This is a genomic window from Pseudoflavonifractor gallinarum (assembly GCF_014982855.1).
Taxonomy (GTDB): domain Bacteria; phylum Bacillota; class Clostridia; order Oscillospirales; family Oscillospiraceae; genus Pseudoflavonifractor_A; species Pseudoflavonifractor_A gallinarum.
Window position 1 is genome coordinate 123,492 of record NZ_JADCKF010000001.1, and the last position, 12,940, is coordinate 136,431.

Annotated in this window: 13 protein-coding genes; 5 read left to right on the plus strand and 8 right to left on the minus strand. The window is 64.6% G+C overall.

The window, feature by feature from the left end:
- Positions 1 to 44: 44 nt before the first annotated feature.
- Complete coding sequence (locus tag INF37_RS00595) at positions 45 to 1,130, minus strand: S-layer homology domain-containing protein (RefSeq protein ID WP_193535753.1); 1,086 nt, start codon at positions 1,128 to 1,130, stop codon at positions 45 to 47.
- Between the two features lie 137 nt (positions 1,131 to 1,267).
- Here INF37_RS00595 and INF37_RS00600 point away from each other — a divergent pair, with 137 nt between their 5' ends.
- Entirely contained in the window at positions 1,268 to 1,555 is a 288-nt protein-coding gene (locus INF37_RS00600; protein ID WP_193535755.1) for a DUF1294 domain-containing protein, read from the plus strand.
- 57 nt (positions 1,556 to 1,612) lie between these two features.
- Here INF37_RS00600 and INF37_RS00605 read toward each other — a convergent pair whose 3' ends face one another.
- Positions 1,613 to 2,551 (minus strand): AEC family transporter, encoded by a 939-nt coding sequence (locus tag INF37_RS00605; RefSeq protein ID WP_186963181.1) that lies wholly within the window; start codon positions 2,549 to 2,551, stop codon positions 1,613 to 1,615.
- Positions 2,552 to 2,707: 156 nt separating this feature from the next.
- Between INF37_RS00605 and INF37_RS00610 the strand changes: the two genes are divergently transcribed.
- The 4 genes from INF37_RS00610 (at position 2,708) to INF37_RS00625 (ending at position 7,281) form a co-directional block, all read left to right on the plus strand.
- A complete protein-coding gene (locus tag INF37_RS00610) occupies positions 2,708 to 4,474 on the plus strand; it encodes an ABC transporter ATP-binding protein (protein WP_101692498.1) in 1,767 nt (588 codons plus the stop codon).
- 233 nt (positions 4,475 to 4,707) lie between these two features.
- Complete coding sequence (locus INF37_RS00615; protein WP_186963179.1) at positions 4,708 to 5,124, plus strand: hypothetical protein; 417 nt, start codon at positions 4,708 to 4,710, stop codon at positions 5,122 to 5,124.
- Between the two features lie 107 nt (positions 5,125 to 5,231).
- A complete protein-coding gene (locus tag INF37_RS00620; RefSeq protein WP_193535757.1) occupies positions 5,232 to 5,792 on the plus strand; it encodes an MntP/YtaF family protein in 561 nt (186 codons plus the stop codon).
- Positions 5,793 to 5,823: 31 nt separating this feature from the next.
- On the plus strand, positions 5,824 to 7,281 hold the full coding sequence (locus INF37_RS00625; protein WP_193535759.1) for a M20/M25/M40 family metallo-hydrolase: 1,458 nt from the start codon (positions 5,824 to 5,826) through the stop codon (positions 7,279 to 7,281).
- A gap of 79 nt (positions 7,282 to 7,360) precedes the next feature.
- Here INF37_RS00625 and INF37_RS00630 read toward each other — a convergent pair whose 3' ends face one another.
- Genes INF37_RS00630 through INF37_RS00655 form a run of 6 tightly spaced genes read right to left on the minus strand, consistent with a single transcriptional unit; the run spans position 7,361 to position 12,914 of the window.
- Positions 7,361 to 8,185 (minus strand): Mrp/NBP35 family ATP-binding protein, encoded by an 825-nt coding sequence (locus INF37_RS00630; protein WP_101692494.1) that lies wholly within the window; start codon positions 8,183 to 8,185, stop codon positions 7,361 to 7,363.
- 44 nt (positions 8,186 to 8,229) lie between these two features.
- Positions 8,230 to 9,177 carry a uridine kinase family protein gene (locus INF37_RS00635; protein WP_193535761.1) on the minus strand — a complete coding sequence of 316 codons (948 nt, stop codon included), beginning with the start codon at positions 9,175 to 9,177 and terminating at the stop codon, positions 8,230 to 8,232.
- A gap of 21 nt (positions 9,178 to 9,198) precedes the next feature.
- Positions 9,199 to 10,695: a coproporphyrinogen dehydrogenase HemZ gene (gene hemZ / locus INF37_RS00640; protein WP_193535763.1), complete on the minus strand. Its 1,497-nt coding sequence runs from the start codon at positions 10,693 to 10,695 to the stop codon at positions 9,199 to 9,201.
- A 39-nt stretch (positions 10,696 to 10,734) separates the two neighbouring features.
- Complete coding sequence (locus INF37_RS00645; RefSeq protein WP_193535765.1) at positions 10,735 to 11,346, minus strand: MBL fold metallo-hydrolase; 612 nt, start codon at positions 11,344 to 11,346, stop codon at positions 10,735 to 10,737.
- Between the two features lie 26 nt (positions 11,347 to 11,372).
- Positions 11,373 to 11,816, minus strand: a complete 444-nt coding sequence (gene dtd, locus INF37_RS00650) for a D-aminoacyl-tRNA deacylase (RefSeq protein ID WP_193535767.1) — start codon at positions 11,814 to 11,816, stop codon at positions 11,373 to 11,375.
- A gap of 30 nt (positions 11,817 to 11,846) precedes the next feature.
- Positions 11,847 to 12,914 (minus strand): alanine racemase, encoded by a 1,068-nt coding sequence (locus tag INF37_RS00655; protein WP_193535769.1) that lies wholly within the window; start codon positions 12,912 to 12,914, stop codon positions 11,847 to 11,849.
- Between the last annotated feature and the right edge of the window lie 26 nt (positions 12,915 to 12,940).

A 12,940-nucleotide genomic window follows, 5' to 3' on the forward strand; every position in this document is an offset into this window, starting at 1 on the left:
CGGTTTTTTAAAACGCTATTTCATAACAAGCCCTAAGCGGACTTTTACAGGGCCAGATCCAGCGTATAGGCTGTGTGGAGCAGGGCGGGATAGGCGTCCTCCGACCCGGCCGGGGCGGCCAGGGTGAGCTCTACATAGGAATTGGAGTTTTCCACGGAAAACACGGTGTACACAGTCGTTCCCTCCTGATAACGATAGAATACAGCGGGCAGACCCCGGAAGAGGATGACGTCGGGCTGCTCCAGCAGCTCCACACCGCCCAGGGCGTCCCGCAGCGCGGTGAGCCGGGAGACCGAGAAGTCAGCCAGCGTGGCGGCATTCTGGCCGGATTTGGCAAAGGAGAGGGCCTTCAGCGTGCCGTTCTGGTCGGTGAAGGTGAGACCGGCAGCTCCGTCCTGCTGGACCTCTTCCCAGTTCCCCGCGCCGAAGGTGAGGCGGAAGGCGCCGTCGGTATTTTCCACGGTGGTCCCGGCGGCGGGGGTGTCCAGGGCGGAGGTCACCCGGCTCTCCGGCAGGGCCAGACGGTTGAGGATGGCGGCGGCGCTGGAGCGGTCGATGGGGGCATCCGGGGAGAAGGTGCCCTCCCCCGTTCCGGCCAGTACCCCGGCGTTATAGAGGAGATAAATAGCCCCGGCGTGGGCAGTGGAGGAGGTCACATCGGGGATGGAGGCCACCCGGTTGATCCGGGGGAGCTCCTCCACCGGCAGGGCGTAGGCAAAGATACCTGCCATATCCGAGCGGGTGATGGGCGCGCTGTAATCGGAGAACTCCTTGCGCAGGATGAGGCCGTTTTCCTCGGCGTAGTCCACCGCGTTCTCATACCAGGGGGAGCCGCCGGGGGTAAAGCTCTGCCCGGTGTAGGCGGAATGGACCTGGGCGGCCATGGTGATGGCCTCAGCAGCGGAGAGTTGGCCCTGAGGATCAAAGCGGCCGTCTCCCTTGCCCTTCATCAGGCCCAGCTTCACGGCCTGCTCCACGTCGGCGGCATACCAGGCCCCGGCGGATACGTCGGAAAAGCCCGGATAGGTCCCGTCCGGGACAAAGGCGTCCATCCCGGCGGCCAGCGCGGGGACGGCAAGGGTGAGCGCCAGGCCCAGAGGGGCCAGACGGCGGAACAGGGTGTGAGCCATGATAAAACGCCTCCTAGAGAGTGTGTCAGAATGTGTTCTGCCCCATTAGACGGCGGGGCGGGGAAAAAGTTCCCCCCAATACGGAATTGACCGGGGAGAAAAAAGCGGGTATACTGTCGGCCAAAGGAGGAATGCCTATGTGGCGCGCAGTACTGGCCGCCCTGGTGGTAGTCAATCTGGTGGAATTTGCCCTGATGGGTTGGGATAAACGGCGGGCCCGGCGGGGCGAGTGGCGGGTGCGGGAGCGGACCTTTTTCCTCCTGGCCCTTCTGGGGGGCGCCCTGGGCGGGATCGTGGGGATGCAGGTCTTCCGGCACAAGACCAAGCACTGGTACTTTCGTTACGGACTCCCTGCCATCCTGATACTCCAGGGAGGGCTGGCCCTCTGGCTGGCACTGGGACGCCCCCTCCCCGGCGGCGGGTAAAAAAAGCGGGTCTGCTGATGCAGACCCGCTTTTTTGATGTGGTTCTGGGGCTGGGCCTTAGAGACCGGCGATCCGCTCCGCCACGACCGCCACTACCGGAAGGGTAATGATGGAGAGGAGGGTGGAGAGGGTGACGATCTGAGCCGCGCTCTCGGTGTCCCGGTCAAACTGCTCGGCAAACATGGCCGTGACGCCGGCCGTGGGCACACCGGACAGGATCACCACGGCGACAAAGCTGATGGGGTTAAGGTGGAAGGGCAGCAGGATCAGGGCCGTCAGGACGGGAGCCACCACCAGCTTGATGACGGCGCCCAGGTAGAGCCGGGTGTTGCGGAAGGTGGCGGGCAGGTCGGCGGCCGCCATCTGAGCGCCGATAACCAGCATGGCCAGAGGGGTGTTCAGATCGGCCAGATAGCCGATGGTATTGCCTACCGGGGAGGGCAGGCGGATCTCCGCAAAGAAGAGGGGCAGCGCAATGAGAATGCCCAGGATGGGCGGGCTGAGCAGGACCTTTTTCACCGAGAAGCGGCTGGGGCCGCCCATAAGGTAGACGCCGTAGGTCCACACCAGCAGGTTGAAGGCCACAAAGACCGGCATGGAGTACACCAGGCTTCCGTCCCCCAAGATGGCGGACATGAGGGGGAAGCCCATAAAGCCGGTGTTGCCGAAGATGACGGCAAAACGGAGAGTGTCCCGGCGGTCCAAGTCCTGCCGGCGGAAAAAGCACTGGCAGAGCAGAGCCAGGACCAGATAACTGAGGATGACCAGACCAAAGGAAAAGACCATGTCGTGCAGCAGCGCCGGGTCATATTCCACCTGGAGGGAGTCAATGATGATACAGGGCGTCACCACATACAGCAAAAGGAATGAGAGCTGGGGCAGCGCCTCGGGGGTGAGCTTTCCCAGTTTGGCCAGCAGATAGCCAACGCTCATCAGCAGAAAAAGCGTCCCCACCTGTCCAATGACGATCAACAGATTTTGAAAAAAACTGCTCAAGCAGATCTCCTCCTATGAGATACCTAAAAATTCACGCAAATTTTATTATACTGTTTTGGACCAGCATTTGTAAATAAAAAGTCCACTCAAAATTGACAAAATATCCCCCCTTGTCCTATACTGATTTCGATTCAATTGAGAATGAGGAGGAATATCATGTCACCCAAAGCATTCCGGGAACGGGGGTATCTGAGCCTGTTCGCGTCCTATTACAGGCCCCATATGGCCCTCTTCCTGCTGGATATGATCTGTGCCCTGGGCATTGCCGCGGTGGATCTGTCCTTCCCCCAGGTATCCCGCTGGGCCATGCAGACCCTGCTGCCCGACCGGCTGTTCGCCACCTTTTTCGCCGTCATGGCCATCCTCATCCTGGCCTATGTGCTCAAGGCCGGGCTGAGCTTTATCGTCACCTATTGGGGCCACCTGATGGGCGTGCGTATTGAGGCGGACATCCGCCGGGACCTCTTTGCCCATATGCAGACCCTCTCCTTTTCCTTCTATGACAAGAACCGCACCGGCCACCTGATGAGCCGGGTCACCGGCGATCTCTTTGAGATCGCCGAGCTGGCCCACCACGGCCCCGAGGATATGTTCATCTCGGCCGTGACCCTGCTGGGGGCCTTTGTGGTGATGCTGAATATGCAGTGGAAGCTGGCGCTGGCCGTCTTTGTGGTGGTGCCGGTCTTCCTGCTGTTCTCCGTGTTCCAGCGCAAGCGGATGATGCGCTCCTCCACCCAGGTCAAGCAGAAGCTGGCAGGCATCAACGGCGAGGTGGAGTCCTGCATCTCGGGCATGCGCACCGCGAAGGCCTTTGCCAATGAGGACACCGAGCGGGCCAAGTTTGAGGCGGCCAACGACCGCTACCGCAACGCAAAGCGGGGCTATTACCGCACGATGGCCATCTATTTCTCTGGAATGGAGTTTGCCATGGGCATCCTGCCGGTGCTGGTCATCGCCTACGGCGGCATCCTCATCATGCAGGGGGAGATGGACTTCATCACACTGACCACCTTCTCCCTCTATGTGACCACCTTCATCAGCCCCATCCGCAAGCTGTCGGCCTTTATGGAGATGCTCATGCAGGGCACCGCCGGGTTCAAGCGCTTTGTGGACCTCATGCGGCTGGAGCCTGAGATCCAGGATGCCCCCGACGCGGTGGAGCTGGGTGCCTCCGCCCCGGTGGCGGGCGACATCCGGGTGGAGGACGTCACCTTCCGGTACGAGAGCACCTCCCCCGCCGTGCTGGAGGGAGTCTCCCTCCACGTCCATCCGGGGGAGACCGTGGCGGTGGTGGGCCCCTCCGGCGGCGGAAAGTCCACCCTGTGCCAGCTCATCCCCCGCTTCTACGACGTGACTGAGGGGCGCATCCTCCTGGATGGCCGGGACGTGCGCGAGCTTCAGCAGCGCTCCCTGCGGGAGAACATCGGCATCGTACAGCAGGATGTGTTCCTCTTTGCGGGGACCATTTACGACAACATCCGCTACGGACGGCCCGACGCCACCGAGGAGGAGGTCATCGAGGCCGCCCGCCGGGCTGAGATCTATGAGGACATTCTGGAGATGCCCGACGGCCTCAACACCTATGTGGGTGAGCGGGGCGTCATGCTTTCGGGCGGACAGAAGCAGCGTATCTCCATCGCCCGTATCTTCCTGAAAAATCCCCCCATCCTGATTCTGGATGAGGCCACGTCCGCTCTGGACAGCGTCACGGAGCACCGCATCCAGTCGGCCTTTGACGAGCTGGCCAAGGGGCGCACCACCCTCATCATCGCCCACCGGCTCTCCACCATCCGCAGCGCCAACCGTATTCTGGTCATCGACGGCTGCGGTATCGCCGAGGAGGGCACCCATGAGGAACTGCTGGCCCGGGGTGGCCGGTATGCTGCCCTCTATGAGGCCCAGCGGGCGGTGGCGGCCGAGTAAACCGGCTGCTTCCCTGGGGTAAAATCCATAGAAAAACGGCCGGAGCCGCACGGATTTTCCGTGCGGCTCCGGTATTCTCTTTCTGCTAGGACAGGGCCTATGTGCTGCGGAAGGGGCCAAAAGGAAAGGCTTGCTCCTTGCGGTTTGGTGCGGTACAGGGTATCATAAAGCCTATGGAACAGATTCGATGATAGACCTTACAGAAGGTGTAAAGCCAAGGGGGAGGAAAAGAAATGGAATGGGTACTGAGCGTTGGGGTGGTCGCCGCAGTGCTGCTGGTGCTCTGGCGGGTCGGGGTCCTGAGCGGCGGCGCCTCTCTGTGCGTAGGCGGCTGCTGGGGCTGGCGGGACCGATGGACAGGGCGGTATTCTTATTTTTCTGGGCTGTTGTGGCGCCGCTTCCGGCCGGCCGCGGGGGGCTATGATGTGCTGGTGGTCCAGGTAAAGACGCAGGCCGGAAATTTGGACCTGGAATTGCGGGAACGGGACGGGACCGTGCTCTACTGCTGGTCGGAACTGGAGGATGCCTCTTTTTGTGTGGATGTGTGTGGAAAAAAGGACCTGATCGTCCGGATCGAGGGGAACAGTTATAAGGGAAACTTTTCCCTGCGGCTGCTCCGCTCCCAGGAGGACCGGGAAGATACACCGTAATGGGCCATATCTGACCCAGGTGGAATTTCGGGTGGAGCCGCATTAAGAGAACAACAGAGCACCCTTTTCCCCAACCTTCCATAGGATGGGGGAAAAGGAGGCTCGATATGAAGCTATGGACGGCGTTGACCGGCGCGATTTGTTTTGCGCTGGCCTGTAATTTGGACACGGTGCTGCTGGCGGCAGCCTATGGGGGGCGCGGGCTCTCCATCTCGCCCGGGCCCTCGCTGGTGCTGGCGGGAGTGACTACCCTCATCACAGCCCTCTCGCTGCTGCTGGGGAACGCGGCCACCGCAGTGCTCCCCCCGGAGACGGCGGAAGTGCTGGGCGGGCTGGCCCTGGTGGGCATTGGATGCTGGTTTTTACTGGATTACCTGCGGGGGCGCACTGAGGCGGCGGAAGAAGAGCCGTCGTCGCCCGGGCTGGCGGGTTGGGTCTCGCTGGCGGCCGCGCTGGCGGTAAACAACGCGGGTGCGGGCGTGGCAGCCGGCGCAGCCGGGATCCCCACCCTGGCGGCGGCGGGAAGCAATTTTCTGGTGACACTGGTGGCACTTCCCCTGGGACACCGGCTGGGCTGCGGTGCGGCGGAGCGGCTGCTGGGGCGGTATGCCCTTCCCCTCTCGGGCGGCCTGCTGGTGCTGCTGGGCGCCTGGGAAGTCCTGCTCTGAGGCAGGGGGACCATAGAAAGGACGGTTACATATGACAAGATTGGAGTACTTGGGCGGCCGGGAGGCCGTCATTGCGGGTATTTTGGAGGAATTTCAGGGCCTCTCCGCCCGGCCCCACGGGTCCGGACAGGAGGAGGCGGAGAGCCGCTATCTGGTGGAGCGGCTGGAGGGACTGGGCCTCTCCCCCGTCCGGGACCGGGCGGGGAACGTGATGGCGGACGTACCCGCCACGCCCGGCCGGGAGGAGTCTCCCCTTCTCATCCTCCAGGGACACATGGACATGGTGTGCACCGTCCGCCCGGGCAGCGGGTTTGATCCCCGCAGAGACCCGCCCCGGGTGGTGGTGCGGGACGGCTTTGTGCGCACCGACGGCAATTCCACCCTGGGGGCGGACAATAATTTGGGGAACGCCGTGGTCCTCTACCTGCTGGCGCAGGGCGTGGAGCACGGCCCCCTGCGCCTCCTGTTCACGGTCAGTGAGGAGGTGGGCCTCAAGGGGGCGGCCCAGGTGGACCCCAGCTGGCTGGCGGGGGCCTACGGCCTATTGAACACGGATGGGTTCCACTTCGGCCGGGCCATTGCCGGTTCGGCCGGGGGCCGGCGGGAGACCTATGTCCGTACCCTGGATCGGCGAGCGGCCACCGGGACGGAGGGCTGGCACATTGCTCTGACCGGCGGCACCGGTGGCCACTCGGGGGACGACATCCACCGGGGACGGCTCAACGCGGTGCAGACCCTGGCGTCCTTCCTCCAGGATCGGGCGGCGGACTGGGAGGTAGCCGAGTTCTCCGGCGGCTCGGCCCACAACGCCATTCCCGCCTCGGCCCAGGCGGTGCTGGTCCTTCCGGCCGGACAGGAGGGGCTTTTACAGGAGCAGGTGGCCGCCCTGAGGGCGGAGATTACCCGGCGTTACGGCGAAAGCGACCCCCATGCCCGGGTGGAGGTGGAGCCCGTGCCCTGTCCGGAGCAGGTGTGGAGCGGCGAGACCGTCCGGGCGGTGTGCGGCCTGGCCGCGGGGCTCTTCCACGGGGTATACGCCATGCACCCGGCCTTTCCGAATGTGGTGGGGGCATCGGCCAATGTGGCGGCCGTCCAGCTCCGGGGGGAGGAAGCGGCAGTGCTGGCCTTCATCCGCTGTGCCCGGCGGGAGGAGGAAGCGATCCTCTTCCCCATGCACGACGCGGCGGCGGCCCAGGCGGGCTTCACCCTGCGGGAGATCTCCTACTACCCTGGCTGGCCGGGCGATCCCCAGAGCCGCCTGATCCAGGTGCTCTGTCAGAGCTATCAGGAGGCCGTGGGGCGGAAAATGGAAGTGACCGCCGTCCATGTGGGGCTGGAGCCTTCCGTCCTGGGAGAAAAGGCCCCCGGTATGGTGATGGTGAGCGCGGGTCCCGACATCCTGGACGCCCATTCGGTGGATGAGCGGGCCCCTCTGGATACCCTGCCCGATTATGCCGTCACTCTGGCCGGTGTGCTGGCCGGGATTTAAAACAAACACGATAAAAATAGAACCGCGGCCCGCGATCATACGATCGCGGGCCGCGGCTTTTCTTGAAAAAGAGGGGCTTTTACATCTGGGTGAGCATCCCGGCCACCTCGGAGAGGTAGTTGGGCTGGAAGGACTCGATCTCGCCCTGGTCGCAGGCGGCGGCCAGCTTGGGATCGATGGGCAGACGGGCCAGCACCTTCAGGCCGTGCTCAGTGGCCACGGCGTCGATGTGGCTCTCGCCGAAGATGGCGTGCTGCTTGCCGCAGTCAGGGCACTGGAAGTAGCTGTAGTTCTCCACCAGGCCCAGCACGGGAATGTGCATCATCTCGGCCATCTTGACGGCCTTGGTGACGATCATGCTCACCAGATCCTGAGGAGAGGTGACCATGATGATCCCGTCCACGGGCAGGGACTGGAACACAGTCAGGGGCACGTCACCGGTTCCGGGAGGCATATCCACGAAGAGATAGTCCAGCTCGCCCCAGATGACATCGGTCCAGAACTGCTTGACAGTGCCGGCGATGACCGGACCGCGCCAGATGACGGGGTCGGTCTCATTCTCGGTGAGGAGGTTGAGGCTCATCACCTCCACCCCGCCCTTGGAGGTCTCGGGGTAGATGCCCAGCTCGCTGCCCGCGGCCCGGGTGTGGATGCCGAAGGCCTTGGGGATGGAGGGGCCGGTGATGTCGGCGTCCAGGATGCCGACCTTCTTGCCCAGGCCGGCCATGGCGCAGGCTAGAGAGGAGGTCACCAGGCTCTTGCCGACGCCGCCCTTTCCGCTGACCACGGCGATGACCTTCTTGACGTGGGAGAGCTCATGGGACGGGACCTGGAAGCTCTGGGGACTGGTGCGCTCCGAGCAGCTCTCGCCGCAGGAGGAGCAGTTGTGGGTGCATTCAGACATGGGTCATGTTCCTTCTTTCTTGTATTTCTCCAGGTAAATGGGGATCACTTGTATCGGTAGGTCCCGCCGCCGATAAACTCCCGGATGAGGGAGCTGGGCGGGACCAGCGCGGGGTCGATGGGCTCAAACCACCGGAAGGCATCCAGCAGGTCGTGGAGCTCCTTCCAGCGGGGATTGCTGGGGGGCAGACTCTCCAGAGCCTGGGCCAGCGGGGCGGTGTAATTGGCGAAGACCGCCGCCTCATAGGGCAGCGAGGAGTCCACCACGATGTGGGCCCGGCCCTTGTAGGGGGAAATATACCGCTTCTCTCCCCGGCGGACGTTGTGCCACATGGACAGGGTGTCGGTGAGGTCGGTGCCCCGGAAGTTGCAGTCCCGCACGGCCCGGCGGGTAATGCGCATCCAGGTGCCCTTGAAGCGGACCGCCCCGTCCTCCAGCACGTTGGAGCGGGCTGAGACGTAGAGGGCGGTGGCCTCCGGATGGCGCCCGGCGATGTCGTCGTTCAACGCGTGGATGCCCTCAAAGATGGCCACCTCGTTGTCCCGGAGGTGGAGGGGCCAGCCCTTGGCGTCATTGCGCATCTGGCGGGAGAACTCAAACCGGGGGATGGTGACCTCTTCCCCCCGGGAGAGGCGGGTGAAGGTCTCGTCCAGCAGGGCCATGTCCAGCAGCTGGGGGGATTCAAAGTCGATGTCCCCCTCCGGGGTGCGGGGCGCGGCGGGATGGCTGGGGGGGTGAAAGTAATTGTCCAGCGAGACCGTGTGGGTGTTCACACCCCGGCGCTCCAGCTCCTCCTCCAGCTTGAGGGCGGAGGTGGTCTTGCCGGAGCCCGACGGGCCGGAGAGGAGCACGATGGGGCTCTTCTCCATGCGCTGGACGATGACGTCGGCCGCGTGGCGGATGCGCTCCTGGTAGGCCTCGTCACACTCGGCCAGAAAGGCAGCGGGATCGTGTCGGGTGCGCGTCCGAATCTCCGTGAGGGAATAGGCCATAAAGCCTCCTTTCCGGGGGGATCACTCCCCCTGACGCAGTTGGAGCAGGAAGTCGGCGGCCTGATGTTTGCCGCGCAGAAGCTTTTCCAGACTGTCCACGTACTCGTGGGGATATTTCGGATTGGCGATGCGCTCGATGCGCCCGGTGCGGGGGTGGACCAGCTTGGTCACGCCGCCCCCTCCAAGAGATAGTATGGTGTGGAGCTCCTCCATCATGCAGATATTGTAGAGACTTTCCCAACCCGGCTTGGCCCAGCCCACATTTTCAAAGGAGCCGGACATGTATTTCTGCCGGTAGAGATAGTAGGGCACCTGCCCATGGGCGCGCAGGGTCTTCCACGCGTAGGAGAGCATGGCGTCCACATCCTCCGCCGTGGGGAGAACGGGGCTCTCCTCCGTGCCGTCCCCCATCAGGCGGGAGCCCTTCTTGAGGGCCAGAGTGTGGACGGTCACATTCTCCGGATCCAGCGCCAGGACCTGGTCCAGGGAGGCGCGGAAGCCCTCCGGCGTGTCCTGGGGCAGTCCGGCGATGAGGTCCATGTTCACGCAGGGGATGCCCGAGGCGCGCACCAGCTCAAAGGAGCGCAGGATGTCGGCGGCGGTGTGGGCCCGGCCCATGGCGGCGAGGACGGCGTCCTGCATGGTCTGGGGATTGACCGACACCCGCTGTACCCCCCGGCGGCGCAGGACGGCGAGCTTTTCCGCGGTGATGGTGTCGGGCCGCCCCGCCTCCACCGTGTATTCCGTACAGCGGGAGAGGTCAAAGCGCTCCTCCACCCGGCCCAGCAGCAGATCCAGCTGAGGGGCGCTCAGGGTGGTGGGGGTGCCGCCCCCCACGTAGAGGGAGCGCACGGCGTACCCGGCCCGGCGCAGTTCCTCCGCCGTGGCGTCCACCTCCTGGAGGAGGACCTCCAGAAAGGGCGAGAGGAGCTTGAGGGTCCGGCCCACGTCGGCCGAGACAAAGGAGCAGTAGGCGCACCGGGTGGGACAGAAGGGGATGCCGATGTAGAGGGATACCTCGTCCTCCCGCAGGCTCTGCTTGGCCCGCAGGCTGGCCTGGGCGCAGTCCAGGGCCAGGGAGGCCCGGCCCGGGGAGACCCGGTAGGTCTCCCGCAGCTCCCGCTCGGCCTCTTGGGGCGTGGCTCCCCGCTCCATGGCGCGGGTGGGGATCTTGACCGGGCGCACGCCGGTGAGGGCCCCCCAGGGGGGCTCGTGGCCCAGGGCGGCCACCCCGGCCCGGTAGAAGGCCAGCTTCAGGATACGCTGGCACACCCGGTCCCGGACCAGGGGATCTTCCCCACCGGGGACCGGGGCGGAGTCCTCACCCACGGTCTCCTTCCCCTGCCAGCGCAGGACGGCCCGGGCGTGCAGGGTGTCCCCCTGAGGGGTAAGGGTGAGGAGAACCGCGTTTGCCCCCTCGGGGGCGGGGGTATAGTCGGGCCGCTCCTCCGGAAAGAGGGTGAGCATCATCTGCTCGGCGGCATATCGGTAGTCATGTCCTTGTAAGGTCAGATGCATAAGAGGGACGGAAGGGACTTTGTTTCCCGGGAAACAGAGTCAGTCTTCCTTCATCGCCTCCTTCAGATAGTAGTTGTATTTGCGCTCATGGTCCAGCGTGGAGGGGTCCATGTGGCCGGGCAGGACGGTCAGGTCCCCTTCCAGTCCGCCCAGGCGGCGGAGGGAGGCGCGCATCGCGTCATAACTTCCCCCGGGCAGGTCGGTGCGGCCCATGGAGCCCTTGAAGAGGGTGTCGCCGGTGAGCAGGGTATCCCCCGCCCGCAGGACCACCGAGCCCTGGGTGTGGCCGGGGGTGTGGAGGACCTCCAGGTCCACCCTGCCCACCTGCACGTGGTCTCCGTCCTGGTAGAAGGTCAGCTCCCCCATCTCCTCGATGCGGAAAAAGGGCTTGGGCATCTCCGCATCGCCGGGGTGGACGTAGACGGGCACGCCGGGCAGCTCCTGCCGCAGAGCAGGCACGCCCATGGTGTGGTCGTAGTGGGCGTGGGTCAGGAGGATGCACTGCACCTCCCACCCCTCCGCACGGACGGTGGACAGGATGCGGGGATCGGGGTCGCCGGGATCGACGATGGCGCAGCGCTTGCTGGCCTCATCGGCCACCAGATAGCAGTTGGTGGACACGGCGGGGAGCAAAATGGTCTTGATTACCATGGAAATCACCTCAGTCAGAGATCGTATTACATGTGGTCGGTGTCAAAGAGAATGGTGACGGGGCCGTCGTTCTGAGAGAACACTTGCATATCCGCGCCGAATTCGCCATGTTCCACGTGAAACCCTCTGCCTTCGCACTCGGCCATGAACTTCTCGTAGAGAGGGACGGCGATGTCGGGCTTGGCGGCCCCAGTGAAGCCGGGCCGGCGGCTCTTGGTGTCGGCGTAGAGGGTAAACTGGGAGACCACCAGAAGGCTTCCCCCCACCGCCTCCAGATTGCGGTTCATCTTGCCGTTCTCGTCCTCAAAGACCCGCAGGCCGCAGACCTTATCAGCCATCTTGACGGCCTGGGCCTCGGTGTCGTTGGGGCCCACACCCAGCAGGACCAGGAAGCCCTGATCGATGGAGCCGTTGACCCGGCCGTCGATCTCGACGGAGGCGTTTTTCACTCGTGTCACAACTGCGCGCATACTATCATCCTTTATCTATATCGTGTGGAGCTACCGGTATTCCCGCTTCATGCCCCGGGCATACATGGGGTCGATGTCAAAGTAGACCAGATCACCAGCCGAGCACTTGAGGTCGGTCACGTCCACCAGGGTCTCGATGGCGCCGATGCGGCCCAGGACCCGGGCCTTCTGCCCGTTGACCCGCACGGTGATGTGGCGGGCCCGCCACCAGCGGCGCAGGGTGGCCAGGAGCCCTGCATCCCGCCCCCGGGAGACCCCAAAGCCGTTCTGATAGCCCACCGGGATCACGGCGATCCGGGTGGGGCGGTGGAGACGGACGGTGGACTCGTTGCCCACGGTGTAGTCCTTGGGGACCCAGCGGGTCTCCTCAATGCCGGCCTCGCCGTAGCCCACCCGGAGCAGGCCGTCTCCCCGCCGGCGGCGGCAGCGGCCCAGCAGGACCGATCCGGCCCGCACCGCGTCCATCCGGGCAAAATCGTAATGCATCAGGGCGTAGGAGCCGGCGGCGTGGACGATCCCGGTCTCAAAGCCGGCCTGGTGTACCGCCTCCACCACCCGGTGGAACTGCTTGAGCTGCTCGGCGGCGTTGTGCCCGTCGGCGTGGATGGAGTGGACCTGGGTATAGATGCCCGAGAGGGCCACGTTGGGCAGATTCCGGTAGATGTTCACGATCTTCTCCGGCTCCCCGGCCAGGAAGCCGCCGAAGCCCAGACCGGTATCCACCTGGATGTGGGCCTCAGCCACGGTGGAGCGGGCCTCCGCCGCGCTGTTGAGGGCGAGGCCGGTGTCCACCGAGCCCACGGTGCACACCACATTCAGGTCCAGCAGGCGGTCCAGCTCCTCCCGGTCGGTGGTGGCCCGGAGCATGAGGATCTCCTCATCCACCAGACCGGCCTTGCGCACGGCCTCGGCCTCCTCTGGCTCGGACACGGCAAAGCGGCGGACGCCCTCCTCCCGGAGAAAGCGGGCCAGCTCCGCGGTGCCCGCGCCGCCGCCGTCCCCGGTGAGGACCCCGTAGATGGCGGCGCTGCCCGCCCGCTCTTTCACCACGGCAATATTGTGTTTCAGGGCTTTTTTCTCCAAAACCAGTGTTTTCACAGCCCTCGCCTCGCTTGTCTCGGTCA

What these genes read in the sequence shown, in the direction of transcription:
- INF37_RS00595 (WP_193535753.1), bottom strand. Translation starts at nt 1,130, where the DNA reads ATGGCTCACACCCTGTTCCGCCGTCTGGCCCCTCTGGGCCTGGCGCTC.
- INF37_RS00600 (WP_193535755.1), top strand. Translation starts at nt 1,268, where the DNA reads ATGTGGCGCGCAGTACTGGCCGCCCTGGTGGTAGTCAATCTGGTGGAA.
- INF37_RS00610 (WP_101692498.1), top strand. Translation starts at nt 2,708, where the DNA reads ATGTCACCCAAAGCATTCCGGGAACGGGGGTATCTGAGCCTGTTCGCG.
- INF37_RS00615 (WP_186963179.1), top strand. Translation starts at nt 4,708, where the DNA reads ATGGAATGGGTACTGAGCGTTGGGGTGGTCGCCGCAGTGCTGCTGGTG.
- INF37_RS00620 (WP_193535757.1), top strand. Translation starts at nt 5,232, where the DNA reads ATGAAGCTATGGACGGCGTTGACCGGCGCGATTTGTTTTGCGCTGGCC.
- INF37_RS00625 (WP_193535759.1), top strand. Translation starts at nt 5,824, where the DNA reads ATGACAAGATTGGAGTACTTGGGCGGCCGGGAGGCCGTCATTGCGGGT.
- INF37_RS00630 (WP_101692494.1), bottom strand. Translation starts at nt 8,185, where the DNA reads ATGTCTGAATGCACCCACAACTGCTCCTCCTGCGGCGAGAGCTGCTCG.
- INF37_RS00635 (WP_193535761.1), bottom strand. Translation starts at nt 9,177, where the DNA reads ATGGCCTATTCCCTCACGGAGATTCGGACGCGCACCCGACACGATCCC.
- hemZ (WP_193535763.1), bottom strand. Translation starts at nt 10,695, where the DNA reads ATGCATCTGACCTTACAAGGACATGACTACCGATATGCCGCCGAGCAG.
- INF37_RS00645 (WP_193535765.1), bottom strand. Translation starts at nt 11,346, where the DNA reads ATGGTAATCAAGACCATTTTGCTCCCCGCCGTGTCCACCAACTGCTAT.
- dtd (WP_193535767.1), bottom strand. Translation starts at nt 11,816, where the DNA reads ATGCGCGCAGTTGTGACACGAGTGAAAAACGCCTCCGTCGAGATCGAC.